Annotated in this window: 25 protein-coding genes; 21 read left to right on the top strand and 4 right to left on the bottom strand. The window is 65.0% G+C overall.

Annotated elements, in window-relative coordinates:
• Positions 1 to 36 precede the first annotated feature (36 nt).
• The 7 genes from ASPHE3_RS17205 to ASPHE3_RS17235 all read left to right on the top strand — a co-directional run bounded on the left by ASPHE3_RS17205 (position 37) and on the right by ASPHE3_RS17235 (position 5,352).
• Positions 37 to 975, top strand: coding sequence for a carbohydrate ABC transporter permease (locus ASPHE3_RS17205; protein WP_041652332.1), 939 nt, complete (start codon positions 37 to 39; stop codon positions 973 to 975).
• On the top strand, positions 972 to 1,862 hold the full coding sequence (locus tag ASPHE3_RS17210; protein WP_013602473.1) for a carbohydrate ABC transporter permease: 891 nt from the start codon (positions 972 to 974) through the stop codon (positions 1,860 to 1,862). Before ASPHE3_RS17205 ends, ASPHE3_RS17210 begins: the two co-directional genes overlap by 4 nt.
• 47 nt (positions 1,863 to 1,909) lie before the next feature.
• Positions 1,910 to 3,628 (top strand): glycoside hydrolase family 13 protein, encoded by a 1,719-nt coding sequence (locus ASPHE3_RS17215; RefSeq protein ID WP_013602474.1) that lies wholly within the window; start codon positions 1,910 to 1,912, stop codon positions 3,626 to 3,628.
• 219 nt (positions 3,629 to 3,847) lie between these two features.
• Positions 3,848 to 4,063: a hypothetical protein gene (locus ASPHE3_RS17220; RefSeq protein WP_013602475.1), complete on the top strand. Its 216-nt coding sequence runs from the start codon at positions 3,848 to 3,850 to the stop codon at positions 4,061 to 4,063.
• A gap of 88 nt (positions 4,064 to 4,151) precedes the next feature.
• Positions 4,152 to 4,556 carry a hypothetical protein gene (locus ASPHE3_RS17225; RefSeq protein ID WP_013602476.1) on the top strand — a complete coding sequence of 135 codons (405 nt, stop codon included), beginning with the start codon at positions 4,152 to 4,154 and terminating at the stop codon, positions 4,554 to 4,556.
• 122 nt (positions 4,557 to 4,678) lie between these two features.
• On the top strand, positions 4,679 to 5,035 hold the full coding sequence (locus ASPHE3_RS17230; RefSeq protein ID WP_013602477.1) for a DMT family transporter: 357 nt from the start codon (positions 4,679 to 4,681) through the stop codon (positions 5,033 to 5,035).
• Positions 5,032 to 5,352 (top strand): DMT family transporter, encoded by a 321-nt coding sequence (locus ASPHE3_RS17235; RefSeq protein WP_013602478.1) that lies wholly within the window; start codon positions 5,032 to 5,034, stop codon positions 5,350 to 5,352. The genes ASPHE3_RS17230 and ASPHE3_RS17235 overlap by 4 nt, the downstream gene beginning before the upstream one ends.
• Before the next feature lie 33 nt (positions 5,353 to 5,385).
• Here ASPHE3_RS17235 and ASPHE3_RS17240 read toward each other — a convergent pair whose 3' ends face one another.
• The gene (locus ASPHE3_RS17240) at positions 5,386 to 6,414 is read right to left on the bottom strand and encodes a LacI family DNA-binding transcriptional regulator (protein WP_013602479.1); all 1,029 of its coding nucleotides are present in this window, start codon (positions 6,412 to 6,414) and stop codon (positions 5,386 to 5,388) included.
• Between the two features lie 167 nt (positions 6,415 to 6,581).
• Between ASPHE3_RS17240 and ASPHE3_RS17245 the strand changes: the two genes are divergently transcribed.
• The 3 genes from ASPHE3_RS17245 (at position 6,582) to katG (ending at position 11,445) form a co-directional block, all read left to right on the top strand.
• Entirely contained in the window at positions 6,582 to 7,523 is a 942-nt protein-coding gene (locus ASPHE3_RS17245; protein WP_013602480.1) for a dihydrodipicolinate synthase family protein, read from the top strand.
• Between the two features lie 125 nt (positions 7,524 to 7,648).
• Positions 7,649 to 8,947 (top strand): Nramp family divalent metal transporter, encoded by a 1,299-nt coding sequence (locus ASPHE3_RS17250; RefSeq protein ID WP_013602481.1) that lies wholly within the window; start codon positions 7,649 to 7,651, stop codon positions 8,945 to 8,947.
• A gap of 203 nt (positions 8,948 to 9,150) precedes the next feature.
• Positions 9,151 to 11,445: a catalase/peroxidase HPI gene (gene katG, locus ASPHE3_RS17255; RefSeq protein WP_013602482.1), complete on the top strand. Its 2,295-nt coding sequence runs from the start codon at positions 9,151 to 9,153 to the stop codon at positions 11,443 to 11,445.
• Between the two features lie 118 nt (positions 11,446 to 11,563).
• On the opposite strand, the gene ASPHE3_RS17260 is transcribed toward katG, so the two are convergent.
• Positions 11,564 to 11,941, bottom strand: coding sequence for a hypothetical protein (locus ASPHE3_RS17260; protein WP_013602483.1), 378 nt, complete (start codon positions 11,939 to 11,941; stop codon positions 11,564 to 11,566).
• Positions 11,942 to 11,994: 53 nt separating this feature from the next.
• Between ASPHE3_RS17260 and ASPHE3_RS17265 the strand changes: the two genes are divergently transcribed.
• The 9 genes from ASPHE3_RS17265 (at position 11,995) to ASPHE3_RS17305 (ending at position 21,218) form a co-directional block, all read left to right on the top strand.
• Positions 11,995 to 12,489, top strand: coding sequence for a nucleoside deaminase (locus ASPHE3_RS17265; protein WP_013602484.1), 495 nt, complete (start codon positions 11,995 to 11,997; stop codon positions 12,487 to 12,489).
• A gap of 16 nt (positions 12,490 to 12,505) precedes the next feature.
• Complete coding sequence (locus ASPHE3_RS17270; RefSeq protein ID WP_013602485.1) at positions 12,506 to 13,561, top strand: LLM class flavin-dependent oxidoreductase; 1,056 nt, start codon at positions 12,506 to 12,508, stop codon at positions 13,559 to 13,561.
• Between the two features lie 119 nt (positions 13,562 to 13,680).
• Entirely contained in the window at positions 13,681 to 15,141 is a 1,461-nt protein-coding gene (locus tag ASPHE3_RS17275; protein ID WP_013602486.1) for a fumarylacetoacetate hydrolase family protein, read from the top strand.
• Entirely contained in the window at positions 15,134 to 15,808 is a 675-nt protein-coding gene (locus tag ASPHE3_RS17280; RefSeq protein WP_013602487.1) for a GntR family transcriptional regulator, read from the top strand. The genes ASPHE3_RS17275 and ASPHE3_RS17280 overlap by 8 nt, the downstream gene beginning before the upstream one ends.
• A 28-nt stretch (positions 15,809 to 15,836) precedes the next feature.
• Positions 15,837 to 17,375 carry a 5-carboxymethyl-2-hydroxymuconate semialdehyde dehydrogenase gene (gene hpaE / locus ASPHE3_RS17285; protein WP_013602488.1) on the top strand — a complete coding sequence of 513 codons (1,539 nt, stop codon included), beginning with the start codon at positions 15,837 to 15,839 and terminating at the stop codon, positions 17,373 to 17,375.
• 68 nt (positions 17,376 to 17,443) lie between these two features.
• Positions 17,444 to 18,529, top strand: coding sequence for a 3,4-dihydroxyphenylacetate 2,3-dioxygenase (hpaD, locus tag ASPHE3_RS17290; protein WP_013602489.1), 1,086 nt, complete (start codon positions 17,444 to 17,446; stop codon positions 18,527 to 18,529).
• A 2-nt stretch (positions 18,530 to 18,531) separates the two neighbouring features.
• Positions 18,532 to 19,317, top strand: coding sequence for a 2-oxo-hept-4-ene-1,7-dioate hydratase (gene hpaH, locus ASPHE3_RS17295; protein WP_013602490.1), 786 nt, complete (start codon positions 18,532 to 18,534; stop codon positions 19,315 to 19,317).
• On the top strand, positions 19,302 to 20,117 hold the full coding sequence (locus ASPHE3_RS17300; RefSeq protein ID WP_013602491.1) for an HpcH/HpaI aldolase family protein: 816 nt from the start codon (positions 19,302 to 19,304) through the stop codon (positions 20,115 to 20,117). The genes hpaH and ASPHE3_RS17300 overlap by 16 nt, the downstream gene beginning before the upstream one ends.
• A 114-nt stretch (positions 20,118 to 20,231) precedes the next feature.
• The gene (locus ASPHE3_RS17305) at positions 20,232 to 21,218 is read left to right on the top strand and encodes an aldo/keto reductase (protein WP_013602492.1); all 987 of its coding nucleotides are present in this window, start codon (positions 20,232 to 20,234) and stop codon (positions 21,216 to 21,218) included.
• Positions 21,219 to 21,235: 17 nt separating this feature from the next.
• Here ASPHE3_RS17305 and map read toward each other — a convergent pair whose 3' ends face one another.
• Positions 21,236 to 22,012 (bottom strand): type I methionyl aminopeptidase, encoded by a 777-nt coding sequence (gene map, locus ASPHE3_RS17310; protein WP_013602493.1) that lies wholly within the window; start codon positions 22,010 to 22,012, stop codon positions 21,236 to 21,238.
• A gap of 67 nt (positions 22,013 to 22,079) precedes the next feature.
• Here map and ASPHE3_RS17315 point away from each other — a divergent pair, with 67 nt between their 5' ends.
• A complete protein-coding gene (locus ASPHE3_RS17315; RefSeq protein WP_041652337.1) occupies positions 22,080 to 22,382 on the top strand; it encodes a helix-turn-helix domain-containing protein in 303 nt (100 codons plus the stop codon).
• 88 nt (positions 22,383 to 22,470) lie between these two features.
• On the opposite strand, the gene ASPHE3_RS17320 is transcribed toward ASPHE3_RS17315, so the two are convergent.
• Complete coding sequence (locus tag ASPHE3_RS17320) at positions 22,471 to 23,169, bottom strand: maleylpyruvate isomerase family mycothiol-dependent enzyme (RefSeq protein WP_013602495.1); 699 nt, start codon at positions 23,167 to 23,169, stop codon at positions 22,471 to 22,473.
• Between the two features lie 329 nt (positions 23,170 to 23,498).
• Between ASPHE3_RS17320 and ASPHE3_RS17325 the strand changes: the two genes are divergently transcribed.
• The gene (locus tag ASPHE3_RS17325; protein ID WP_013602496.1) at positions 23,499 to 24,884 is read left to right on the top strand and encodes an MFS transporter; all 1,386 of its coding nucleotides are present in this window, start codon (positions 23,499 to 23,501) and stop codon (positions 24,882 to 24,884) included.
• Positions 24,885 to 24,916 lie beyond the last annotated feature (32 nt).

Below are 24,916 nucleotides of genomic sequence, written 5' to 3' on the forward strand. Positions count from 1 at the left end.
ACACTTCCGTTCTAATGCACGAAACGAGGATCATCCATGTCATCGATGACTAAGCCTTCCACTGCGGCGGGGGTGACGGACCAGGCAGCGGCCGCACCCACAAGAGCGCGCAAAAGCCGTGTCGATCCGCTCTACTACTTCTTCCTTTTTCCCTCCCTGCTGATTTTCACGCTCGCCGTCACGCTGCCGGCCGTGCTCGGGTTCGTCTACAGCTTCACGAACTCCGTTGGTTTCGGTGAGTTCGACTTCATCGGGATCCGAAACTTCATTGCGGTCTTCCAGGATGAAGGGGTCCTCAGCGCCTACGGCTTCACGCTCAGCTTTGCGCTCGTGACCGTCATCCTAGTAAACGCGGTGGCCTTCTTCCTGGCCCTGGGACTCACGTCCCGTGTCCGCTTCCGCGCTGCACTGCGCACAGTCTTCGTGATCCCCATGGTGATCTCGGGCATCGTCATCGCGTTCGTCTTCCAGTACCTTTTCTCAAACTCGCTGCCCCTGGCAGGCCAAAGTCTGGGGATCGAACCGCTGGCCACGAGCATGCTGGCCAACCCCGACCTCGCGTGGCTGGCGATCGTCTTTGTCACGGCGTGGCAGTCGATTCCGAGTGCCATGCTGATCTACATCGCAGGCCTCCTCACCGTCCCCACCGAGGTATACGAGGCAAGCTCCATTGACGGAGCCACGCCCTGGCACAACCTGCGGCACATCACCCTGCCGCTCGTGGCCGGGTACGCCGTGATCAACACGGTCCTCGGCTTCAAGAACTACCTCAACGCCTACGACATCATCGTCGGCCTTACCGACGGCGGCCCGGGCGTCGCCACGCGCAGCGTCGCGATGTCCATCTTCCGGGGCTTCGAAGGCGGCGACTACGCATACCAGATGGCCAATGCAGTGATTTTCTTCCTCATCAGCATCGTCATCGCACTCATCCAGCTTCGCTTCACCCGTGGCAAAGGAGGGACCGCCGCATGAGCAGCGCACCCAGCACCATCACCGCAGTCCCCCCGGCCGCCGGAAAGAACAAACGGATCCGCACCGGCCATGAGCGCAGCAACTGGCCCGCCACCATCGTCCTCCTCGTTTGCACGCTCAGCGTGCTCGTCCCCCTGTACGTCACCATCAGCATGGCGTTCAAAACCACCGGCCAGGCGGTGGACGGCAACGCCTTCTCGCTGCCAAGCCCCCTGACTTTCGACAGCTTCGTCCAGGCCTGGACGCTCACGAACTTCCCCCGCGGCTTCGCGATCTCCGTGTTCGTGTCCGTGACCGCCGTCGCAGGCGAGATCATCGTCTCGGCGCTGGCAGCCTACGCGATCGTCCGCAACTGGAACCGCAGGCTCTTCCGCGGGTCCTTCTTCTACCTGCTCGCGGCGATGTTCATCCCGTTCCCCGTGGTGGCGCTGCCGCAGATCCAGCTCACCGGTCTCGTCGGACTGGACAACCCGCTCGGCGTCGCGATCCTGCACATCGTCTTTGCCCTGGCGTTCAACACGATGCTGTTCACCGCGTTCCTGCGTTCCATCCCCCTGGAGCTGGAGGAAAGCATGCGCATGGACGGCGCCGGCACCTGGCAGGTGTTTTGGCGGCTCATCTTCCCCCTGCTCGGACCGATGAGCGCTACTGTCGGCATCTTCGCCTTCATCGCCTCATGGAACGACTTCATGATGCCGTCACTGATCATCTCGGACCCGGAACTGCAGACGATTCCCGTGCTGCAGAAGATCTTCCAGACCCAGTTCAGCAACAGCTACAACGTCGCCTTCGCCTCGTACCTTCTTGCGATGGCACCCGCGATCGTGGTCTACCTGTTCACCCAGCGATGGGTGATGTCCGGATTGACCCAGGGCGCCGTCAAGTGACGCCAGCCCCAGAACCGACCACCGTGAACAATGTAAAGGAACCAGACTTGCCCTCCATCGCCACCCAGGCAACCAGCACCGAGAACCAGCAGAAGGCGGACGCCAACTGGTGGCGCCAGGCCTCGGTGTACCAGATCTACCCCCGCAGCTTTTCCGACTCCAACGGCGACGGCATCGGCGACATCAACGGCATCACCGCCAAGGTCCCCTACCTGAAGAACCTGGGCATCGACGCCGTCTGGCTCAGCCCCTTCTACCCTTCGGCCCTGGCAGACGGCGGCTATGACGTAGACGACTACCGCAACGTCGACCCGCGGCTGGGCACGCTGGAAGACTTCAAAGAGATGTCGTCCGCCCTGCACGCCGCCGGGATCAAGCTGATCGTCGACATCGTCCCCAACCACTCCTCGGACCGGCACGAGTGGTTCCAGGAAGCCCTCGCCTCGCCCAAGGGCTCCCCTGCCCGCGACCGCTACATCTTCCGCGACGGCCTGGGCGAAAACGGTGAGCTGCCGCCGTCGGACTGGGACTCCGTGTTCGGCGGCCCCGCCTGGGAGCGCATCACCGAACCGGACGGCACTCCGGGCCAGTGGTACATGCACATCTTCGCCAAGGAGCAGCCGGACTTTAACTGGGACAACCCCGAGGTCCGCGAGGACTTCCTGAAGACCCTGCGCTTCTGGTCCGACCGGGGAGTTGACGGTTTCCGCATCGACGTCGCCCATGCCCTGACCAAGAACCTCGAAGAGTCCCTGCCCACCAAGGCAGACCTCGAGGCCCAGGGCGAGGCGCTCTACCTTGCCGGATCCCATCCGTACTGGGACCGTGACGAAGTCCACGAGATCTACGCCGAGTGGCGCAAGGTCTTCAACGAATACAACCCGCCGCGCACCGCCGTCGCCGAAGCGTGGGTCCACTCGGACCGCCGCGCCCGCTACGCCAGCCCCGAGGGCCTGGGCCAGGCATTCAACTTTGACCTGCTGCAGGCAAACTTCGACGGCGGCCAGTTCCGGAAGATCATCACCAAGAACCTGGCCGAGGCGGAGGCTTCCGGCGCTTCCTCCACCTGGGTGTTCTCCAACCACGACGTCGTCCGGCACGCCACCCGCTATGGACTTGCCGTGTCCGGGCCTTCCGCCGAGGGCGAGATCATGGCAGGGCAGGCGGGCAAGCAGTGGCTGCTCGACGGCGGCAGGCATGAGGACGTCGACGTCGAACTTGGCCTCCGCCGTGCCCGCGCCGCATCCCTGCTGATGTTCGCCCTGCCGGGCTCCGCGTACCTGTACCAGGGTGAGGAACTCGGCCTGCAGGAGGTCGGCAGCGAAATCCCCGACGCTGAGCGCCAGGACCCCGCCTTCTTCCGCAACAAGGGCGTGGAAATCGGCCGTGACGGCTGCCGCGTCCCGCTGCCCTGGTCCGCGTCAGGCACCTCGTTCGGTTTCGGAACGGGCGGCGCCCACTTGCCTCAGCCGGACTGGTTTACCGGCTATTCGGTGGAAGCCCAGGAAACACAGGAGGACTCAACACTGTCCCTCTACCGCCGCGCGCTTGCCATGCGGACGCAGCTGCAAACAACCGAAACACTGGAATGGCTGGAAACCGGCAGGGCCGACGTCGTGGCCTTCCGGCGCCCCAACGGCTGGACCTCCGTAACGAACTTCGGAGCGGAGGCCTTCAACCTGCCGGCCGGCGAGGTCCTGGTCTCCAGCTCGCCGCTCCAGGCAGGTTCCCTGCCCGGCGCGGCCACAGCCTGGCTACAGGCCTAGCTGTACTGACCACTGAAAGAGCGGCGGCGGGAACTCCCGCCGCCGCACTTTTCTCGGTCAGCTGCCGAGGACCTGGAACGCCCGCGGAATTTCCTGCCTAAGACGAGGACCTAAGCCCCTGTGCGGCGCGCATGTGCCACGGTTTACTGGGTGGCTGGAGCTGGCAAAGGGCCGGCCGTGGAGCCATTGGCTCCCCAGAGCGAGGACTGTAATCCAACAATGAACCTTAAAGACGGGTGGGACCACCTTGATCCGGCCACGCAGACGTGGCTCATCAACAACCCTGGCTGCCAGATTCTCCCAAGGACCATCGCAACGGTGATCGCGAAGGAAACCGGCGGGCACTTTGCCACTGGACTGCACGGCGAGGCCAACGTCTCCAAGGAGGATCAGGCCTTTATCCGCTCAAAAGCGAAGGAGTTTGCTCACGCCTGACGCGAGCCGAAACGCTTGACAGGCTGCTGAAAAACTGGTGGAAGGGACCGACGAATTGGATGCCTCAGAAGTGGGAAGAATCAGCAGCGTGTCATACACGGTCGGGCTTAGCGTGAGTGCACTGGCGGGCATACTCCATTTTTTCGCACCGTATGCTTTCGCATGGTACTCATACATTCCCGATGCGCCGCCAGAGATCTATGCATCTATCGATTATGTGAACTTTCTCTTCTCTTTGCTGCTGAGCGGGTTAAGCATCCTTCTTTTGCTGATGAAGAAGAGGGCATTTGCGGGGTCGGTGGAAGTTAGAGCTTTCTACTTCTTCCTGACATTCGTTTGGTTATGCAGGGTTCTCCTGACCATAGTGATCCCTTGGCCCACGTCGCTACAGCCCTGGCTTCTCGTGGGGTTCACGACTGTCTTTGGTGTCACTCTGGTTCCCGCGACCTACTTCCTGCGCCGCACTCTGGCCACGGCCAGCGCGTATAGCTGAAGCGGTAAGGAGCGAACCCAGCAGGCCCTGTCCTCGCCGGCGGGAAGCCGGGGAACACCAGCGGCCTTCGTTCCGTTGCACACACAGGGACCAAGCCCCGATGACTCTCAAGGACTTATTAGATGAAGTGGATTCTTCTTGCCGGGGCGATCCTGAGTGAGGTGACGGCATCCCTTTCCTTGAAAGCGGCCCTTGATAATCCTGCCTTCTTCATCGTGGTGGTCCTCGGCTATTCCGCGTCCTTCGCTTTCCTCGCCGGCGTCCTCCGGAAAGGCCTGGGCTTGGGAGTGGCCTACGGAATTTGGGCGGCACTGGGGGTAACCCTCACCGTGCTGCTGGCCGCCATCCTGTTTGGCGAGGCGCTGACCCCCATGATGATGGTCGGCGTGGCCATGGTCATTGGCGGTGTGCTCTGCGTTGAGCTCGGGTCGCACAAGGAGCCGGCGGAAGAACCCGCCAAAGAAATGGTCCGCTCATGATGTGGCTGCTGCTGGCAGGGGCCATCATTACCGAAGTGACCGCCACCCTCCTCCTGCGCGTCGCCTCCACCGGGAAGCGGCGCTGGTACGTACCTGTCGCCGTCGGATATGTCCTTGCGTTCACCCTCCTCACGCTCACCCTCGACCAGGGGATGAGCCTCGGGGTGGCCTACGGCATCTGGGCCGCAGCCGGCGTCGCATTGACGGCAGTGGGAAGCCGCGTCTTCTTCAAGGAGACCATCACGCCCGTCATGATGCTGGGGCTGGGGCTCATCATCGGCGGCGTCCTGCTGATCGAACTGGGCGCAGCGCACTAGGAACAAGGAACTTCCGAGTGTTGCCTTCAGTGCCTACGGTGCGGCTGAGCGCAGGGGCGAACCGCTCGACTGGCGGGGTATGAGCGTAGGCATCGACTTCCGGATCCTGGGTTCTTTCCCTGGGTTCACGATGAGGTCGATCGCGTTGGCAGCAATCTGCTCCAGGGGAACCCGCACGGAAGAGAGCGGGGTTGGCAGGCGGGACGAGAGCGGTATGTCGTTGTAGCCAACCAGGGCCAGGTCTTCTCCCACGGTGATACCGAGGCGGTGGGCGGCCGCGATAGCCCCCATAGCCAGGTTGTCGTTGGCGGCAAACACCGCGCTGGGACGTTTTCCAGAGTCGCCGGACAGTAGAGTTTCGGCGGCGGAAAATCCACTTTCGATGCCATAGCCCGCCGCGATCAGCCAGTCTTCCCGGACGGCGATGCCTGCTCCTTCAAGAGCTTTGCGGGCACCGGCAAGGCGGGCAATCCCCGTAGAGGTAAAAGACGGTCCGGTAACTACCCCGATCTCAGAGTGCCCGAGATCAATCAGATGCCGGACCGCCAGGTATCCGCCCACCTCATCGTCGCCAACAGCAGAGGGGCTGATCCCGTCGGTCCGCAGGACCAGCGCGTGCGCCAGGCCCCGTTCACGCAGGTGTTTGGGCAGATCGTCATCGATTCGGGCCGTGGCAAGGATCAGCCCGTCGACATTGCGGTCCAGGAGGGTTTCGGCTGCCCGGCGTTCGTCGTCGGGATCGTCACCGCTGGTGGCGACCATGGCAAAGTATCCGCGGTCCGACGCCGCCCGCTCGAGTTCCTCGAACATGAGGGCCATGACGGTGTCGCTGAGCCGGGGCACCAGCACGCCGAGGGTTCGGGTCTCGCCCCTGCGGAGGTTGGAGGCGAAGGAGTTGCGCCTGTAGCCGAGCTCCTCGGCTATTTTCCTGACATGCGCTGCCGCAGCGGACCGTGATGTGGTGCGTTCATCCAGCGCGCGGCTGGCGGTGGAGATGCTCACGCCACTGGCCGCGGCAACGTCCTTCAGCGTGACGATTGTGCCCGGGGCAGCCGGTTCCATGGTGGTTCTCCTCTTCAAAAGGGGCGTAAGAGACACTCTATTCCTCCTTTTTGCAAACGTTCTCTTGACAGTGATGCGGAACACGGTGCAATATTGAAAACGTTCCCGCAAACGTTCTCATAGTAGCGGGACTGCCGACCATCAATGAAGACAAGAAGGTAGCTGCAATGACACTCGATCTCCGCGGACTCAGCCCCGCACCTGTCACCCCGTTCACCGAAGATGGCGCTGTCGACTTCGCTGCGATCCAGCGTCTGGGTTCGTGGCTCGGATCAATTGAGGGAGTCAAGAGCCTGGTGGTCCTGGGGCACGCCGGCGAAGGCACGTTCCTCACCGAAGAGGAGCAGCTGGACGTTATCCGCGCTTTCGTGGCGTCCACCGACGGCCGTGTCCCGGTCGTGGCGGGCATCACGAAGGAGGGCAACAAGACCGCGGCCCTCGAGGCAAAGAAGGCCGTCGAGGCCGGCGCATCAGCTGGTCTCGTCTACCCCTCGCACGGGTGGCTGCGCTTCGGCTACCAGAAGGGCGCCCCGCAGTCGCGCTACCAGGAGATCTACGAAGAGTCCGGCCTGCCGCTGATCCTCTTCCAGTACCCCGACAACACCAAGGCCTCCTACGACCTCGACACCCAGCTGGAGATCGCCGGCCAGGAAGGCGTCTTTGCCACGAAGAACGGTGTCCGGAACATGCGCCGGTGGTACACCGAGATCCCCGCGCTGCGCGCCGCCTACCCCGACCTGCAGGTGCTGTCCTGCCATGACGAGTACCTGCTGCCGACCATGTTCGACGTCGACGGCCTGCTCGTCGGCTACGGCAACATCGCCCCCGAACTGCTCGTCGAACTGATCGAGGCCGGCAAGGCGCAGGACTACAAGCGTGCCCACGCAATTCATGAGCGCCTGCTGCCGGTGACCAAGAACGTCTACCACCGCGGGTCCCACATGGAGGGCACTGTCGCCCTGAAGTGGGGCCTCGTGAACCGCGGCATCCTGGAGCACGCCACCGTGCGCACCCCGCTCCTGCCCCTGCCCGAAGGCGCCGATACCGAAATCGCGGAAGCCTTCGCCGCCGCAAACATCGGCAAGGTCACCGCCACCGCTTCCGTCTGACCCCACCCATCACGGGTCCTCACGGGTGGCGGGCCCCTTGGCCCGCCGCCCGTGCCCCAGCTTTTACTCTCCACCCCGGGCCAACGACGCCCCCAGCAATGTCGCTGTAGAAGGAGGACTCGCCGATGCGCGAGCAGAATAAGACCATCACCCACCCCGGAACCAGGGAAGAACAGATGGCAACCCAGCAAGGAAACCCGACCCAAGGCACCACAAAGAAGCACCGCACTTTCCTGGGATACCTCGCCCTCATGGGCCCGGCCTTCGTCGTCGGAGCCTGGCAGTTCGGCCCCGGCAACCTCACCACCGCCGTCCAGGCCGGCAGCCGCTTCGACTACAGCCTCGTCTGGGTCATCGCCGTCTCAACGATCCTGATGATCTTCTTCACCGACATGAGCGTCCGGCTCGGCATCGCAACGCCCACCTCCCTGATCACCTCCATCAAAGACCACCTGGGCAAATGGGTGGGAGTCCTGGCCGGCGTGGGCGTCTTCGGCATTACCCTGATGTTCTCCGTCGGCAACGCCGTCGGATCAGGCCTTGGACTTTCCCTGATTTTCGGCGGATCCCCGGTCCTGTGGACCGTCGTCTGCACCGCCGCCGTCGGATTCGTCCTTGCCTTCCGGAACGTCTACGGAATCGTCGAAAAGGCCCTTCTCGTCATCGTCGTCCTCATGGGCATAGCCTTCATCGCCAGCACCGTCGTGGCCCAGCCCGACTGGTACCGCGCCCTCGAAGGCGCCGTCCCCACCCTGCCTGCCGGAAGCGAAATCCTCATCGTTGCGCTCGTGGGCACCAACTTCTCCATCAACGCCGCCTTCTACACGTCCTACGGCATCAAAGAACACCGCCGCACCCGCGCCGACTACAAAGACATCACCCTCGTCGACACCATCCCAGGGATCGTCGCGCCCGGCGTCATGACCGCACTCGTCATCATGGTGGCTGCCGCCGTCCTCGGCAGGACCGGCGCAGAAGCAGGCACCATCAACGCCCTTGCCTCCATCTTCACGCCCCTTGCCGGACCCGTGGGCGCCATGCTCTTCGCCCTCGGACTCTCAGGAGCAGCCTTTTCCTCCATGATCGCCAACGCCACCGCCGGCGGCACCATGATTTCGGACGCCCTGGGCCGCGGCGCCAAAGCCGGATCACCCATGGCCCGCATCTTCACAGGCATGATCCTGGCGTTCGGGCTGATCATCACGCTGTCCTTCCAGTCATCACCCGTTGCACTGATCGTCATCGCCCAATCCCTCACCGTCCTCATCGCACCACTGCTCGGCGTCCTGATCGTCATCATGGCCAACAGAGCCTCACTCATGGGCGATCTCCGCAACAAGTGGTGGCACAACCTCTTCGCCGCCATCGGCCTGATCGCCATCATCGCCTCCTCCATCCGCCTCATCACCACCCTGCTCGGCTAGAAACCACCGGTCACCCCCATGAGTGCCCCCACCCAGAAGAAGGGTGGGGGCACTCGTGGTGGAACATGAAAGCACGGCCAAAATCCGCCCCTTCTCTCATGGCGGACAGAGGTTCTCCCCCGCCTGCCCGTCCATGTTCAAATGGGAAGGTTGAACCGGCTGCCCGAGTCCGACCACGGCCTCGGCCACATGGAAGGAAGCACATGACCGACCCTCAGGAACACCCTCCAGTCCCCACGCCGGGAAGTGCCCAAGGCCTGGACTCCAAGGTCCAGGGCGGATGCCCCGTGGACCACGGCAGCGTCACTTCGCACGGCAGCGAGAGCGAAAACCCCGCCATTGACTCACCCCAGCCGAAGGGGCACCGGCCGCGCACCGTCGCCGACTGGTGGCCCAACCAGCTGGACCTCTCCGTGCTCCACGCTAACCACCCCAAGGGCAACCCGCTCGGCCCGGACTTCAGCTACCGGGAGGAGTTCCAGAAGCTCGACGTCGAGGCACTGAAACAGGACATCACCGAGGTCCTCACCACGTCCCAGGACTGGTGGCCCGCGGACTTCGGCCACTACGGCGGCCTGATGATCCGCCTGAGCTGGCACGCTGCCGGCACCTACCGCGTCCATGACGGCCGCGGCGGTGCAGGCGACGGCAGCCAGCGGTTCGCGCCGCTCAACAGCTGGCCCGACAACGCCAACCTGGACAAGGCCCGGCGCCTGCTGTGGCCCGTCAAGCAGAAGTACGGCCAGAAGCTCTCCTGGGCAGACCTGCTGGTCCTCGCCGGCAACGTTGCCCTCGAGTCCATGGGATTCAAAACGTTCGGCTTCGCCTTTGGCCGTGAGGACGTGTGGGAGCCCGAGGAGATCTTCTGGGGCCCTGAGGACACCTGGCTCGGCGACGAGCGCTACATCGGCGAAGGCCAGATGGCTGAGGAGGTAGGCTCCACGGAGATGGGGCTGATCTACGTCAACCCCGAGGGGCCCATGGGCAACCCGGATCCCAAGCTCGCGGCAGCGTTCATCCGCGAGACATTCAAGCGGATGGCCATGAACGACGAAGAGACCTTCGCGCTGATCGCGGGCGGCCACACGTTCGGCAAGACTCACGGCGCCGGCCCAGCAGATGCTCACGTGGGCCCGGAACCCGAGGGCGCCGACCTTGAGGCGCAGGGCCTTGGCTGGCTCAGCACCTACGGCAGCGGCAAGGGTGCGGACACCATCACCTCCGGTCTTGAGGTCACCTGGACGGACCGGCCCACGCAGTGGAGCAACCGCTTCCTGGAGATCCTGTTCGAATACGAGTGGGAACTGGTCAAGAGCCCCGGCGGCGCGCACCAGTGGGTTGCCAAGGATGCGCCGGAGATCATCCCGGACGCCCACGATCCCAACAAGAAGCACCGGCCCACGATGCTGACCACGGACCTGTCACTGCGGTTCGACCCGGTCTATGAGGAGATCGGGCGGCGCTTCCTGGAGAACCCGGACGAGTTCCAGCTCGCCTTCGCCAAGGCCTGGTACAAGCTGCTGCACCGCGACATGGGACCTGTGGGCCCGCACATGCTGGGGCCGTGGGTCCCGGAGGCGCAGCTCTGGCAGGACCCGGTCCCGGCAGTGGACCACGAGCTGATTGATGAGCAGGACATCGCCTCGCTCAAGGCGTCGCTTCTGGACTCGGGGCTGTCCGTCTCCCAGCTCGCGACCACCGCGTGGGCCTCCGCTTCCACCTACCGCAAGACCGACCGGCGCGGCGGCGCCAACGGCGCACGGATCCGTCTGGAGCCGCAGAACGGCTGGGAGATCAACGAACCTGAGCAGCTTACGACGGCGTTGCGCGCTATTGAGGGCGTGCAACAGCAGTTCAACGCCGGCCAGGCCGGGGGCAAGAAGGTCTCCCTGGCTGACCTGATCGTCCTCGGCGGCTGCGCCGCCGTGGAAAAAGCGGCCAGCGACGCAGGCTTCCCCGTCACCGTGCCGTTCCGTCCGGGACGCACCGATGCCGCCCAGGAGCAGACCGACGTCGACCAGTTCCAGTACCTGAAGCCGCGCGCTGACGGGTTCCGCAACTACGTGCGCCCAGGCGAGAAGCTCCAGCCGGAGACCCTCCTGCTGGACAAGGCGTACCTGCTGGACCTCTCGGCACCGGAGATGACGGCGCTGGTTGGCGGCATGCGTGCGCTCGGAACCAACACGGGCGGTTCCGCCCACGGCGTCCTCACGGACAAGCCGGGGGTCCTGACCAACGACTTCTTCGTGAACCTGCTCTCCCCCGGCACCAAGTGGAAGGCATCCGAGAACGAGGAGAACGTCTACGAGATCACGGACGTGGCCACCGGCGAGCTGAAGTGGACCGCCACCCCGGTGGACTTGGTCTTCGGCTCCAACTCACAGCTCCGGGCGATGTCCGAGGTCTACGCGAGCGAGGACGGCAAGGAGAAGTTCGTCAACGACTTCGTGGCGGCCTGGGCGAAGGTCATGGAGCTGGACCGCTTCGACCTGCGCTGATCCTTCTATCAGTGACGGATGCGCAGGGCCGGCTGCTTCTTGCAGCCGGCACTGCGCACGTTCTCTTCGTTGATACGAACACGGCCTGGCCGCAGCTTATGTCCAGGTCTCCGTCCCGTCATTCCTGTTCTTCGGCGAGTGCCATGAGGGTCAGAACCGCTATTTGGTAGCCTTCTTTTCCCTCCACCAGCTGGTAACAGAACCGCTCGCGGGCCCGTCCACCGTATAGCCAAGTGACGTCAGCCCAGACGGTTCCCGGTGCCTCAGCCATCACTGCCACCTGCTTTTGAAGGTCATTGACGCCCATGTACTGGCTCCAGTTGGAGGCGAAAAACTGCTCAGTCTGCGCCGCGTCGCTGACTGGGAGCAGCCGGCCCGGGAAGACGATCAGCGCCGGGACTGAGTAGAGCCTGCCCATGGCGCTCTCGTCCCGCGCAAGCAGGGCCGAGGCGTAGCGGTCGAAGAACTCATCAACGCGTTGCTGTGCCACTGCCATGGCGCTCAGGATACTCCTCCGGCTCCTGGGGGAGCCCGTGCGAGAATGACCGCATGACCCAGGAACCGCAGCCCTCCGCCACCGCGTCGCTACCGTCAGCCCTTGACCCCGCCTTCGAAGCTGCCTACCAGGCCGCGCAAAAGAGCGCCGGCGAAGGGGGCATTCCCATCGGGGCAGCACTCGCCCGCGGCGGTGTGGTCATCGCCGCGGGACACAACGAACGAGTCCAGAAAGGCGATCCCATAGCGCACGGCGAAATGTCCGCACTGCGGGCAGCCGGCCGGCAGAAGAGCTACCGGGACACAACGCTGTACACCACTCTGGCCCCCTGTGCGATGTGCACGGGCACCATCATCCAGTTCAAGATCCCCCGCGTGGTGGTGGGCGAAGCGCGCACGTTTGGCGGGGAGTTCGAGCTTCTGCGGTCACGCGGCGTTGAGGTGGTCGTCCTGGATGATCAGCGGTGCGTGGACATGATGCAGACCTTCCAGGCGAACAACCCGGACCTGTGGGCCGAGGACATCGCGGAGGACGACAAGCAGGACTAGGCACGAAGGAGCCCCGATGCCGCACCCCACGCGCCCTTTGCGCAAGCTTGGCTTCCTCACCATTGGCCTGTTTGATCCGGCTGATCCTGCTGCGGGCCACGAGTCCACGCTGCGGATCATCGAACTGGGCGAGAGGCTTGGATTCGACAGCGCCTGGCTCCGCCACCGCCACCTGCAGTTTGGTATCTCCTCGCCCGTCGCCATGATGGCTGCAGCCAGCCAGCGCACCTCCCGGATCGAGCTGGGCACGGCGGTGACCCCGCTGGGCTGGGAGAACCCGCTGCGCCTGGCCGAGGACCTGGCCACAGTGGACCTGCTCGCCGGGGGGCGGATCAATCCCGGCTTAAGCGTGGGGGAACCGATGCACTACGACACGGTGAAGCATGAGTTGTACCCGGATTCCTCCGAACGGGAGGACTTCAGCTACGCCCGCATGGACCGGCTTGCACGCCTGGTTGCAGGGGAACGGGTGCGCGACTTTTCCGGCCGGCAAGGCGTGGTGGAGGAATTCTCCAACCGCGTTGAGCCACACTCCCCCGGGCTGAGGGACCGCCTTTGGTACGGGGCAGGCAGCAGGAAGTCGGCCGTCTGGGCTGGGGCAAACGGTTTCAACCTCCTCTCCAGCAGTGTGGTCTTCCCTGAAGAGGACCAGACACCGGATTTTGCCCGCATCCAGCAATCGCAGATCCGCGCCTTCCGGGAGGCCGCCGCAGCGTCAGCAGCACCTGGACCGGCCCGGGTATCGCAGGGCCTGGTGGTGATTCCCACCGACTCGGCTTCCCCAGGCCAGCGGGAGAAGTACCAGCGGTACGTCGAGGAACGCACTCCCCGGACGAGGGCGCCGCAGGGGCCAAAAGGGATGCTGTTCGCCCCGGACCTCATTGGCACCAGCGACGAAATTGCGGAGCAGCTGTACGCCCACGCAGGGTTCCAGGAAGTCGACGAGGTGGCGTTCGCGCTGCCCTTCAGCTTTGAGCACGAGGACTACGTCCAGATCCTCACCGACATCGCCTCCGAGTTGGGGCCCGCCCTGGGATGGGCTCCGGCCGGGGTTGGGCAAGACCGGCAGTAGACGGGCCGTCGGCGGAAGTGGAGTGACCAAATGGAGTGAGCTTGGGCAGCCGGTTGACGGATGCGGTGATCCAGCTCATAGTAGTTCGTATACGATTTCGTACTTTATGAGGAGATGCTTTGGAGCAGGTCAACGGGGACATCCTGGCAGCAGCGCGGAAGGTGATCGCGGTGCATATCAACTACCCCAGCCGGGCAGTCCAGCGCGGCCGGACGCCCGCCCAGCCCTCCTATTTCCTCAAGCCGTCGTCGTCGCTGGCGCTGACGGACGGCTCCGTTGAGCGGCCGGCCGGCTGTGAGCTGCTGGGCTACGAGGGTGAGATCGCCCTGGTCATCGGCAAGGCCGCGCGCCGGGTCGGGCTCGAGGACGCGTGGAGCCACGTGGCCGCGGTTACCGCCAGCAATGACCTGGGCGTCTATGACCTCCGCTGGGCGGACAAGGGCTCCAACCTGCGCTCCAAGGGCGGCGACGGGTTCACTCCGCTGGGCCCGGCACTGATCCCGGCAGACGCCGTCGACCCCTCAAAACTCCGCATCCGCACCTGGCACAACGGCCAACTGGTCCAGGACGACACCACCGAGGCCCTGCTCTTCCCGTTCGCCCGGCTGGTGGCGGACTTGTCCCAGCTGCTCACGCTCGAGGAGGGGGACATCATCCTCACCGGCACCCCTGCCGGTGCCTCAGTCGCCCAGCCTGGGGACGTCCTCGAAGTGGAGGTCTCCGCCGGGGACCTCAGCACCGGCCGCCTGGTCACGCGGGTGGAGGAAGGTACGACGCCGTTCGCGGACTTTGGTGCCGGACCCAAGGTTGACGACGTGCAGCGGGAGGAAGCGTACGGATCCCGCGACGCCGCGGGGCTGCCCGCCGTCGGGCCTGTCCTTTCCCCCGAGCTGAAGGCCAAGCTGGAGAGTGTTGCCACAGCCACCTTGTCCTCCCAGATGCGCAAGCGCGGCTTGAACAATGTCAGCATCGACGGGCTGCAGGCCACCCGCCCGGACCGCCGCGTCGTCGGGCTGGCCAGGACGCTGCGCTACGTGCCCAACCGTGAGGATCTCTTCAAGACTTATGGCGGCGGCTTCAATGCCCAGAAGCGCGCCATCGACTCGGTCAACGAGGGTGAAATCCTGGTGATGGAAGCCCGGGGAGAGAAGGGCACCGGCACTGTTGGCGACATCCTGGCCCTGCGCGCCCAGGTCCGCGGCGCCGCGGCGATCATCACCGACGGCGGCGTCCGCGACTACACCGCCGTGGCCGGGCTCGAGATGCCCACGTATTTCGCCAACCCCCACCCTGCCGTGCTCGGCCGACGCCACATTCCCTGGGACACAGACATCACCGTCGCCTGCGGCGGTGCCACCGTCCAGCCCGGCGACATCATCGTGGCCGACGCCGACGGCATCCTGGTGATCCCGCCGGCCATCGCAGAGGAGCTCGCGGACGACTGCATCCAGCAGGAACAGGAGGAAGCCTTCATTTTCGAGATGGTCAAGCAGGGCAACAGCGTGGACGGCCTCTACCCCATGAACGCCGAATGGCAGGCCCGGTATGAGGAATGGAAGGCAGGCAAGGCCAATGACTGAGGCTGTGGCCGATCTTTCCGCGGCCCCTGCAGGAAGCAAGTCCGAGCAGGCGTACCAGGCCATCAAGGCGCGGATCGTGGAGGGGGCCTACTCTCCCGGCTACCGGCTGGTCCTGAGCATCATCGCCAAAGACCTCGGGTTCAGCGTGGTTCCCGTCCGCGAGGCCATCCGCCGGCTCGAAGCCGAAGGCCTGGTGACATTCGAGCGAAACGTGGGCGCCACCGTGGCCGGGATCGATCCCACGGAGTACCTCTACACGATGCAGACACTGAGCATCGTGGAGGGCGCGGCTACCGCCTTGTCCGCGCCGCTGATCGATTCCGTAGCGGTTTCCCGGGCACGGGCGGTGAATAAGGAGATGCGCGAATGCCTGGACCACTTCGACCCTGTCCGCTTCACCCGGCTGAACCAGGACTTTCACAGCATCCTTTTCGAGCACTGCCCCAACCCGCACATCCTGGACCTCGTGCACCGCGGCTGGAACCGGTTGGCTGCACTTCGCTCCTCGACCTTCCGTTTCGTCCCCGGCCGCGCCCGCGACTCGGTCGAGGAACACGAGGCGCTCCTGAAGCTCATCGAGACCGGGGCCGACGCAGATTCCATCGAGAAAGCAGCCCGGCTGCACCGCTCAGCCACCCTGGACGCCTACCTCGCCCAAACCCGCTAGAACAAAGACCATAGTTAGGACTTCAATGATGACGACCTCAACCGAAACCACCACGCACTACGTGCCGCAGGACCTTCCCACCCACATCCAGCACTACATCGACGGCCAGTTCGTCGACTCCGTGGGCGGCAAGACTTTCGACGTCCTGGACCCGGTGTCCAACCGGAACTACGCCACCGCCGCAGCAGGCCAGAAAGAGGACATCGACCTCGCCGTGGCCGCCGCCCGGGAAGCGTTCACCAACGGACCGTGGCCGAAGATGAAGCCGCGCGAACGCGCCCGCGTCCTGAACCGGATCGCCGACGCGGTCGAGGCCCAGGAAGCGCGCCTCGCCGAACTGGAGACCTTCGATACCGGCCTGCCGATCACCCAGGCCAAGGGCCAGGCCCTGCGCGCGGCTGAGAATTTCCGGTTCTTCGCGGACCTGATCGTGGCCCAGTTCGACGACGCCATGAAGGTTCCGGGCTCACAGATCAACTACGTGAACCGGAAGCCGATCGGCGTGGCCGGCCTGATCACGCCGTGGAACACCCCGTTCATGCTTGAGTCCTGGAAGCTCGCCCCGGCCCTGGCCACCGGCAACACCGTGGTCCTCAAGCCCGCGGAGTTCACGCCTCTGTCCGCGTCCCTGTGGGCCACCATCTTCAAGGACGCAGGCCTGCCCGACGGCGTCTTCAACCTGGTCAACGGCCTTGGCGAGGAAGCCGGCGACGCCCTGGTCAAGCACCCGGACGTGCCGCTGGTCTCCTTCACCGGCGAGACCACCACCGGCCAGACGATCTTCCGCAACGCCGCCGCCAACCTCAAGGGCCTCTCGATGGAACTCGGCGGCAAGTCCCCCTGCGTCGTGTTTGCCGACGCGGACGTGGATGCCGCGATCGATTCGGCCCTGTTCGGCGTCTTCTCCCTCAACGGCGAACGCTGCACCGCAGGCTCCCGCATCCTGGTGGAACGCGCCATCTACGACGAGTTCTGCGAAAAGTACGCCGCCCGGGCAAAGAACATCGTGGTGGGCGACCCGCACGACCCCAAGACCGAGGTGGGTGCCCTGGTCCACCCCGAGCACTACGAAAAAGTGGCCTCCTACGTGGAGATCGGCAAGTCCGAAGGCCGGCTCCTGGCCGGCGGCGGCCGCCCGAGCCACCTCCCCGAGGGCAACTACATTGCACCCACCGTGTTCGCCGACGTCTCCCCCGATGCCCGGATCTTCCAGGAGGAAATCTTCGGCCCCGTCGTCGCCATCACCCCATTCGAGAACGACGACGAGGCCCTCGCCCTGGCCAACAACACCAAGTACGGCCTGGCCGCCTACATCTGGACCCAGAACCTCACCCGGGCGCACAACTTCTCGCAGAACGTCGAAGCCGGCATGGTCTGGCTGAACAGCCACAACGTCCGCGACCTGCGCACCCCGTTCGGCGGCGTCAAGGCCTCCGGCCTGGGCCACGAAGGCGGCTACCGCTCCATCGACTTCTACACCGACCAGCAGGCCGTCCACATCACCCTCGGCACCGTCCACACTCCGAAGTTCGGCAGCATCGAGGACTCCGCTGCCAACGAAGGCTAGGCTCCGGCACCCAAGCCGCCTGCCGCCGTCGTACTTTTCAAAGCCCTTTCAAAGAAGAGAGAACTGCAATGACCAACTTCATCCCCACCCCCACTGTCCCGGCGCCGGACATCGTGCGTTGCGCCTACATGGAAATCGTGGTCACCGACCTCGCCAAATCCCGCGAGTTCTACGTGGACATGCTCGGACTGCACGTCACCGAGGAAGACGAAAACGCGATCTACCTGCGCACCCTGGAGGAGTTCATCCACCACAACCTGGTGCTGCGCAAGGGTCCTATCGCCGCGGTGGCAGCCTTCGCCTACCGGGTGAAGTCCCCCTCCGAGGTGGACGCCGCCGAGGCCTACTACAAGGAACTCGGCTGCCGCACTGAACGCCGCATCGGCGGCTTCACCAAGGGCGTCGGCGACTCCGTCCGCGTGGAGGACCCGCTGGGCTTCCCCTACGAGTTCTTCTACGACGTGGAACACGTGGAACGCCTCACCCAGCGCTACGACCTCTACTCAGCCGGCGAACTGGTCCGCCTGGACCACTTCAACCAGGTCACCCCCGACGTCCCCCGCGGCCGCAAGTACCTCGAAGACCTCGGCTTCCGCGTCTCGGAGGACATCCAGGATTCCGACGGCGTCACGTACGCCGCATGGATGCACCGCAAGCAGACAGTGCATGACACGGCACTGACCGGCGGCAACGGACCCCGGATGCACCACATCGCCTTCGCCACGCACGAGAAGCACAACATCATCCAGATCTGCGACAAGATGGGCGCCCTGCGCATCAGCGACCGGATCGAACGCGGCCCCGGCCGGCACGGCGTGTCCAACGCGTTCTACCTCTACATCCTTGACCCGGACGGCCACCGCGTGGAGATTTACACCCAGGACTACTACACCGGAGATCCGGACAACCCCACCATCACCTGGGACGTCCATGACAACCAGCGACGCGACTGGTGGGGCAACCCCGTGGTCCCGTCCTGGTACACGGAAGCCTCCTTGGTCCTGGACCTTGACGGCAACCCGCAGCCGGTCATCGAACGTGAGGAAAAGTCCGAAATGGCTGTTACCGTTGGCGCCGACGGCTTCTCCTACACCCGCAAGGACGGGGCCCCCGAAGAGGACCGGACGGGCTTCAAGCTGGGGGCGCAGCTGTAGCCATGCTGGATGACAGGACGATCGAGGCCATCGCCGACGAACTTGTGGAGGCCGGACGCAACAGGAAGCCCATTGCCCGGCTGACTGCCCGCTACCCGGACATGACCGTGGAGGATTCCTACGCCGTGCAGCAGTTGTGGCGGCGCCGGAACGAGGAGGCCGGCCGGACCCTGGTGGGCCGCAAGATTGGGCTCACGTCCAAGGCCATGCAGGCCGCTACCGGCATCACCGAACCGGACTACGGCGCCATCTTCGATGACATGGTGCTGGAAACCGGCTGCTCCGTCCAGTGGGACCAGTACACCCACCCCCGGGTTGAAGTGGAGCTGGCGTTCGTGCTGAAGGACGGGCTGAAGGGCCCCGGTGTCACCATTTTCGATGTCCTGAAAGCCACGGACTACGTGGTTCCGGCCCTTGAGATCCTGGACTCCCGGATCGAGATGGAGGGCCGGACCATCGTGGACACCATCTCGGACAACGCCGCGATGGGCGCCATGGTGGTAGGCGGCCGCCCGGTCAAGCCCGACGCCGTGGACCTCCGCTGGGTCTCGGCCATCCTGTACAAGAACCAGACCGTGGAGGAAACCGGCGTGGCCGCCGGGGTCCTGGACCACCCCGCCAACGGGGTGCACTGGCTGGCCAACAAGATCGCCGCCCACGGCGACTCCCTGAAGGCCGGGGACATCATCCTCGCCGGATCCTTCACCCGCCCGCTTTGGGTATACAAGGGCGATACCGTCCACGCCGATTACGGGCCCTTAGGGAGTGTGACATGCCGTTTCGAGTAGAAGACACCTTCCGCGATGCCCTCGCGGCGCAAAAAGGTGAAGCAGGCCGGCCGCTGGCAGGAATGTGGGTCTGCTCCGGCAGCCCGCTGATCGCTGAGCTCTGTGCGGGGGCCGGGCTGGACTGGCTGCTGGTGGACGCCGAGCACAGCCCCAACGGGCTCGAATCCATCCTCGCGCAGCTGCAGGCCATCCACGGCTACCCGGTCCACACACTGGTCCGCCCGCCCGTCAACGAGACGGTGCTGATCAAGCAGTACCTGGACGTGGGTGTCCAGAACCTCCTTATCCCCATGGTGAACTCCGTGGCGGAGGCCGAGGCGGCAGTGGCGGCAACGCGCTATCCACCGCAGGGCGTGCGCGGGGTCGGGTCAGCCCTGGCCCGTGCCGCCCGGTGGAACCGGGTCCCGGACTACCTGTCCCGCGCGGGCGAAACCATCAGTGTCACCGTCCAGATCGAATCGACGGCGGCGGTGGACGCGGCGGAGGACATTCTTAAGGTCGACGGCGTCGACGCCATCTTCGTCGGGCCCTCTGACCTCGCCGCGTCGATGGGCCTGCTGGGACAGCAGGAACACCCTGAGGTGCGCGCCGCCGTCGAACACTGCCTCACCGCCGCCAAAGCGGCCGGGAAACCGGCCGGCGTCAACGCGTTCAACCCGGACACGGCGCGCCACTACCTGGACAACGGCGCCAACTTCATCCTGGTGGGCGCCGACGTCGCCCTCCTGGCACGCGGCTCCGAAGCCCTCGCCGCAAAGTACGTCACGGCACGTGACGGCGACACACCCGCCAGCTATTGAATACCCCCGCTCTGCCGGTGATCCGTTCCTCCGTACCGTTGACAGCGCTAACATTCCCTCTTTAGGCTCCTGAAATCGTGTGCCACAAGGATGCGGATGCAAAGGACCAGGGCAATGAACCAGGACAACGCGCAGTTACGGGACCAGATGGGCCGCCTTGGCTTTGGGGGTACCGGAGTCGGCAACCTGTACCGGGCCATCTCGGATGAGCAGGCAGCAGGAACGGTGACGGCAGCCTGGGATGCCGGGGTCCGGTACTTCGATACGGCACCCCACTACGGCCTGGGCCTGTCCGAGCGGCGGATCGGCGAAGCCCTCGGCAGCAAACCGCGGGCAGAGTTCGTCCTCTCCACCAAGGTGGGCAGGGTCCTTGTGCCGTCACCGGCAACCAAGGACACCAGGGACCCGGAGGGCTTTGACGTGCCCGCCGAACTCCGGCGTGAATGGGATCCCTCCGAAGCAGGAGTGCGGCGCAGCATTGAACAGTCACTGGAACGGCTGGGCCTCGACTCCATCGATATCGCGTACCTGCACGACCCCGATGTCTACAGCATGGAAGATGCGGTCAAGTCTGCGCTGCCTGCCCTGGAGAAGGTCCGGGCTGAAGGGCTGGTACGGGCCATCGGGGTGGGAACCAATACAGCGGACGCGGCCTTGCAGTGTGTTGAAGCGGCTGACCTTGACCTCCTCATGCTGGCCGGCAGGTTCACCATGTTGGAACAGCCCGGCTCCGACGGCCGCCCGGGAGCCGGGCTGCTGGACCGTTGCCGGGAGCTGGGCACCGGGGTGGTGAGCGTCGGCGTCTACAACTCGGGCATCCTCGCCAAGCCGGACCTGCCGGCTGACGCCCACTACAACTATTCGCAGGCCAGTGAGGAAATCCTGGACCGCGCCCGGGAACTGGCCCGGGTGTGCAAGGAATACGACGTCGATCTCCCCACGGCCGCGATCCAGTTCCCGTTCCGCCACCCCGCCGTCGTCAATGTCACCGTCGGAGCCAGCAAGCCGGAGCAAATCACCGGAAGCGCCGAACGGATGGCCACGAAGGTCCCGGACGAGCTGTGGCAGGACCTCTTGGAGCGGGGCCTCATCTCCGTCTGAAGTTGACGCTTTAGAGGCTAAGCGCGGGTAGGCAGGGTAAGGATCTCGGCGCCGTTGCTGGTGATGGCGATCGTGTGCTCGCTGTGGGCCGTCCGGCAGCCTGTGGCGCTCTTGAGGGTCCACCCGTCCGTATCGGTAATGAGCTCAGCGGTGTCAGCCATGACCCACGGCTCCAGTGCAAGCAGCAGCCCCGGGCGCAGTTTGAATCCGCGGCCGGGCCGCCCGGAGTTTGGAACATGCGGGTCCTGGTGCATGGTTGACCCGATCCCGTGCCCGCCGAACTGGGTGTTGACCGGGTAACCCGCCTCGCCCAGGACGGAGCCGATGGCGTGGGAGATGTCACCAATCCGCGCACCGGGACGGGCCGCGGCGATCCCTGCAGCCAGCGCACGCTCTGTCGCCCCAATCAAGGCAACGCTCTCCGCAGGCCTGGATTCGCCCACTATGAAGCTGATGGCGGAATCGGCGGCGATCCCGTTCTTGATGACGGCGAGGTCGAGGCTGAGCAGGTCGCCGTCGGCCAGCGTGTAGTCGTGCGGCCTGCCGTGGAGCACGGCATCGTTGACGCCGGTGCAGATGTAGTGCCCGAACGGCCCCCGCCCGAATGATGGCGCGTAGTCGACGTAACAGGACTGCCCGCCGGCCTCGTTGATCATGGACCGGGTCCAGTCGTCGATGTCCAGGAGGTTGGTGCCAACCGTACTGCGGCTCTTCATCGCCTGCAGGATGTCTGCCACCAAGGCTCCCGCTTCCCTCGCGCGGGCCACCTCAGCGGGGTTCAGGATCTCAATCATGCGGCACCTCTCTGGGCGGAACCAATAACTATCCCGGCCATATTATCCCGGTATTAGTATTGGAGCCATGGTCAGATTGCCGCTTACGGCGGGAGAGGTGGAGCGTGGGCAACGACTCGGTGCCCTGCTGCGGCGTGCCAGGGGTGAGCGCCCCATGCTGGATACAGCACTGCAGGCGCGTGTGTCCCCGGAGACCCTGCGGAAAATCGAATCAGGCCGTGTAGCCACCCCCGCCTTTCCAACCATCGCCGCAATCGCCGATGTCCTGGGCCTATCCCTCGACGAAGTGTGGGCGGAAATCAACCACGCCGGCCCTGCAGCTGGATCCTTCGCCTCCGGTCACAAGCCAGGTACCCGGCTGGCCTCCTGACGCGTTGGGCCGCCGTGGCCACCCCCACGTTCCGGGCCAGGCTGGCAACCGGCGCCCTGACGTCCGCAGCGCGGAGAGGAGCTTCCGGTCACCAGGAAGGCAGGGACGGCAGGAGTCCATCGGCCTCGATATGTTCCGCCTCGCCCCGTGCAAGCCACTGGAGCAGGCCCTCCCGGTCAGAGCTGACGTGCAGGCCGCCGTCGCCGATCACCCATTCATCCCGCTCTTCGGTAACCAGGGTCATTCCCGGGGCACCCTTGGCACGCAGCGAACGCACAACGGCTTCGATGGCGTTCAAGAGCGAATCAGGGTCAGCTTCCTCGATGGTCCATGCAGTGTCCAGGTCATGGTGATGCACCACTACCTCGGCGATGCGAAGGGCCACGAGGGACGTTGCCGGGATGACCTTGCCGTTGACGTTGACTTCCCCTGCTGCCAGCTCGCCGCTGAGCCGCTGGGCCTGCTCAGCGAAATTCCGGGCCGACTCCCGCACCTCCTCCAGGAGCTCCTCGCGTGGCAGCGCAGCCAGCGCGGAAATTTCCTGCGAGCGGGCCTCGTGCGACACATAGAGCTGGCGCTCCTCGCCGGAAACAGCTCCGTCGATGAGGTTCACCAGGGCACGGCCGCTGGATGCCACGTGGGCGATGACGTCAGCCCGGGTCCACCCCTCGCACAGCGAATCGGCGGACATCTCGTGGTCCGCGAGGGAAGCGACGGTGGCCAGGAACATGTCGGTTTCCCTGCCAAGGCGGGACAAGTCCGAGTGCAGGCGAGCGGCATTGATCATCCGGCCAGCCTAGCCGCGGGACTCTTCCGGACACCACCGTTTCCCCGGCCCTTTTCCATACCGGAAACGTCTGGACTGATAGGCCCATTCCCAAGGCAAGCGGAGCCCCGCAGGAGAAGCCCCTGTGCCCCCGGATTTGTAGGATCTATTACCTAAAGTTCGCTTTTGGGTTGCCTGGGGCTCCTAATACCCCCCGGGCAGAATCCCGGGTATTTGCCTCATATGCCCTGCGTCACACCTCTGTCAGGCTGGGAGCAACCCGGGGCGGATGCCAGCTTCATGCACGCATGCCAGCGCCCCAATCATCACCCAGAGAGGACTTGGGGACTATGACACAACCGCACGCCGTTATTGCCGAAAACCCGGCAAAAGAAAGACGCACTGCAAATTGGGTGGCCTTTGTCATCTGCACGGCCCTTGTGTTCGATGGCTACGACCTGGTCATCTACGGCACGGTCCTGCCGGGACTGCTCGCCGACCCCTCCCAGATCGGAAAGTTCGATGTAGCCACAGCAGGCCTGCTCGGTTCGTGGGCGTTGATCGGAGTGCTGGTGGGTTCACTGATCTGCGGCGCCGTGGGCGACTTCTTTGGCAGGCGCCGGCTGATGCTCCTGGGCATCGCCTGGTTCTCAGTGGGGATGTTCGTCACGGCGCTGACCACAAGCGTGCCCGCATTCGGGGCGATGCGGTTCGTGACGGGGCTCGGCCTTGGCGTAGTGATCGCCACTGCAGGAGCCACCATGGCTGAGTTCGCCCCCGCAGGACGGCGCCAGTTCTACAACGCGATCGTGTACTCCGGCGTCCCGGCCGGCGGCGTCCTCGCGTCCGTCATGGGCATCCTGTTCCATAACTCCCTCGGCTGGCGGGGACTGTTCATCATCGGTTCCCTGCCGCTGGTCATCCTGCTGCCCATCGCGTGGCGCAAGCTCCCGGAGTCCCCGCGCTGGCTGCTGGCCCGGGGCCGTGAACAGGAAGCCCTGGCCGCCGCGGAGCGTACCGGCGTACCCCTCCTCGAGGAACGAGTGATCCTGGAGGTGGGCGCCGCTCCGCAGAAGACCGGCTTTGCCGCCGTCTTCTCCCGGCAGTTTGCCGTGGCTTCCATCCTGCTGGGCCTCATGTCCTTCTGCGGCCTGCTGCTGACTTATGGGCTCAATACGTGGCTGCCCAAGATCATGGAGGGCTACGGCTACGGCCGGACCTACGCCCTGTTCTTCCCCCTCGCCCTGAACCTCGGCGCCGTAGTGGGCGGGCTTGTTGCCTCCCGCCTGGCGGATAAAAGCGGTCCCCAGCGCATCATCGCCTCCACTTTCGGGCTTGCCACCATCTCGCTGGGACTCATGACCTTCAGCTTCCCGCTGCCCATACTGTTCACTTTCATCGCCGTCGCCGGAGTGGGAACCCTGGGCACCCAGGTCCTGGTCTACGGCTTCCAGTCCAACTACTTCACCACCAACGCCCGCGCAGCCGGGGTGGCCTGGTGCGCCAGCGTAGGACGCCTGGGCGGCGTGCTGGGCCCGATTATCGGCGGCTGGCTTGCCGCGGCGGGCATCGGGAGCTCCACTGCCTTCTACATCTACGGCGCAGTGGCCCTCCTGGGCGCCCTGGTCACCGTCCTGGTTCCCCGCCAGCGCAAGCTGGAGGAAGCTGAGCACAAGGTGGAGGAGATCGCGGAGAACCGCACGGAGGAAAGCCTGGCAGCCCCTCAACCGAAGTAGCCGGCGGAGGTTGCCCTGACGCAATTGAGTCA

The sequence above is a fragment of the Pseudarthrobacter phenanthrenivorans Sphe3 genome (assembly GCF_000189535.1).
In the GTDB taxonomy this organism is placed as follows: Bacteria; Actinomycetota; Actinomycetes; order Actinomycetales; family Micrococcaceae; genus Arthrobacter; species Arthrobacter phenanthrenivorans.

Coding starts and splice junctions, on each gene's coding strand:
- map (WP_013602493.1), bottom strand. CDS start 22,012: ATGATTGAGATCCTGAACCCCGCTGAGGTGGCCCGCGCGAGGGAAGCG.
- ASPHE3_RS17325 (WP_013602496.1), top strand. CDS start 23,499: ATGACACAACCGCACGCCGTTATTGCCGAAAACCCGGCAAAAGAAAGA.
- ASPHE3_RS17305 (WP_013602492.1), top strand. CDS start 20,232: ATGAACCAGGACAACGCGCAGTTACGGGACCAGATGGGCCGCCTTGGC.
- ASPHE3_RS17220 (WP_013602475.1), top strand. CDS start 3,848: ATGAACCTTAAAGACGGGTGGGACCACCTTGATCCGGCCACGCAGACG.
- ASPHE3_RS17210 (WP_013602473.1), top strand. CDS start 972: ATGAGCAGCGCACCCAGCACCATCACCGCAGTCCCCCCGGCCGCCGGA.
- ASPHE3_RS17250 (WP_013602481.1), top strand. CDS start 7,649: ATGCGCGAGCAGAATAAGACCATCACCCACCCCGGAACCAGGGAAGAA.
- ASPHE3_RS17240 (WP_013602479.1), bottom strand. CDS start 6,414: ATGGAACCGGCTGCCCCGGGCACAATCGTCACGCTGAAGGACGTTGCC.
- ASPHE3_RS17300 (WP_013602491.1), top strand. CDS start 19,302: ATGCCGTTTCGAGTAGAAGACACCTTCCGCGATGCCCTCGCGGCGCAA.
- ASPHE3_RS17320 (WP_013602495.1), bottom strand. CDS start 23,169: ATGATCAATGCCGCTCGCCTGCACTCGGACTTGTCCCGCCTTGGCAGG.
- ASPHE3_RS17230 (WP_013602477.1), top strand. CDS start 4,679: ATGAAGTGGATTCTTCTTGCCGGGGCGATCCTGAGTGAGGTGACGGCA.
- ASPHE3_RS17235 (WP_013602478.1), top strand. CDS start 5,032: ATGATGTGGCTGCTGCTGGCAGGGGCCATCATTACCGAAGTGACCGCC.
- ASPHE3_RS17315 (WP_041652337.1), top strand. CDS start 22,080: ATGGTCAGATTGCCGCTTACGGCGGGAGAGGTGGAGCGTGGGCAACGA.
- ASPHE3_RS17245 (WP_013602480.1), top strand. CDS start 6,582: ATGACACTCGATCTCCGCGGACTCAGCCCCGCACCTGTCACCCCGTTC.
- ASPHE3_RS17270 (WP_013602485.1), top strand. CDS start 12,506: ATGCCGCACCCCACGCGCCCTTTGCGCAAGCTTGGCTTCCTCACCATT.
- katG (WP_013602482.1), top strand. CDS start 9,151: ATGACCGACCCTCAGGAACACCCTCCAGTCCCCACGCCGGGAAGTGCC.
- hpaE (WP_013602488.1), top strand. CDS start 15,837: ATGACGACCTCAACCGAAACCACCACGCACTACGTGCCGCAGGACCTT.
- ASPHE3_RS17205 (WP_041652332.1), top strand. CDS start 37: ATGTCATCGATGACTAAGCCTTCCACTGCGGCGGGGGTGACGGACCAG.
- ASPHE3_RS17260 (WP_013602483.1), bottom strand. CDS start 11,941: ATGGCAGTGGCACAGCAACGCGTTGATGAGTTCTTCGACCGCTACGCC.
- ASPHE3_RS17280 (WP_013602487.1), top strand. CDS start 15,134: ATGACTGAGGCTGTGGCCGATCTTTCCGCGGCCCCTGCAGGAAGCAAG.
- hpaH (WP_013602490.1), top strand. CDS start 18,532: ATGCTGGATGACAGGACGATCGAGGCCATCGCCGACGAACTTGTGGAG.
- ASPHE3_RS17265 (WP_013602484.1), top strand. CDS start 11,995: ATGACCCAGGAACCGCAGCCCTCCGCCACCGCGTCGCTACCGTCAGCC.
- hpaD (WP_013602489.1), top strand. CDS start 17,444: ATGACCAACTTCATCCCCACCCCCACTGTCCCGGCGCCGGACATCGTG.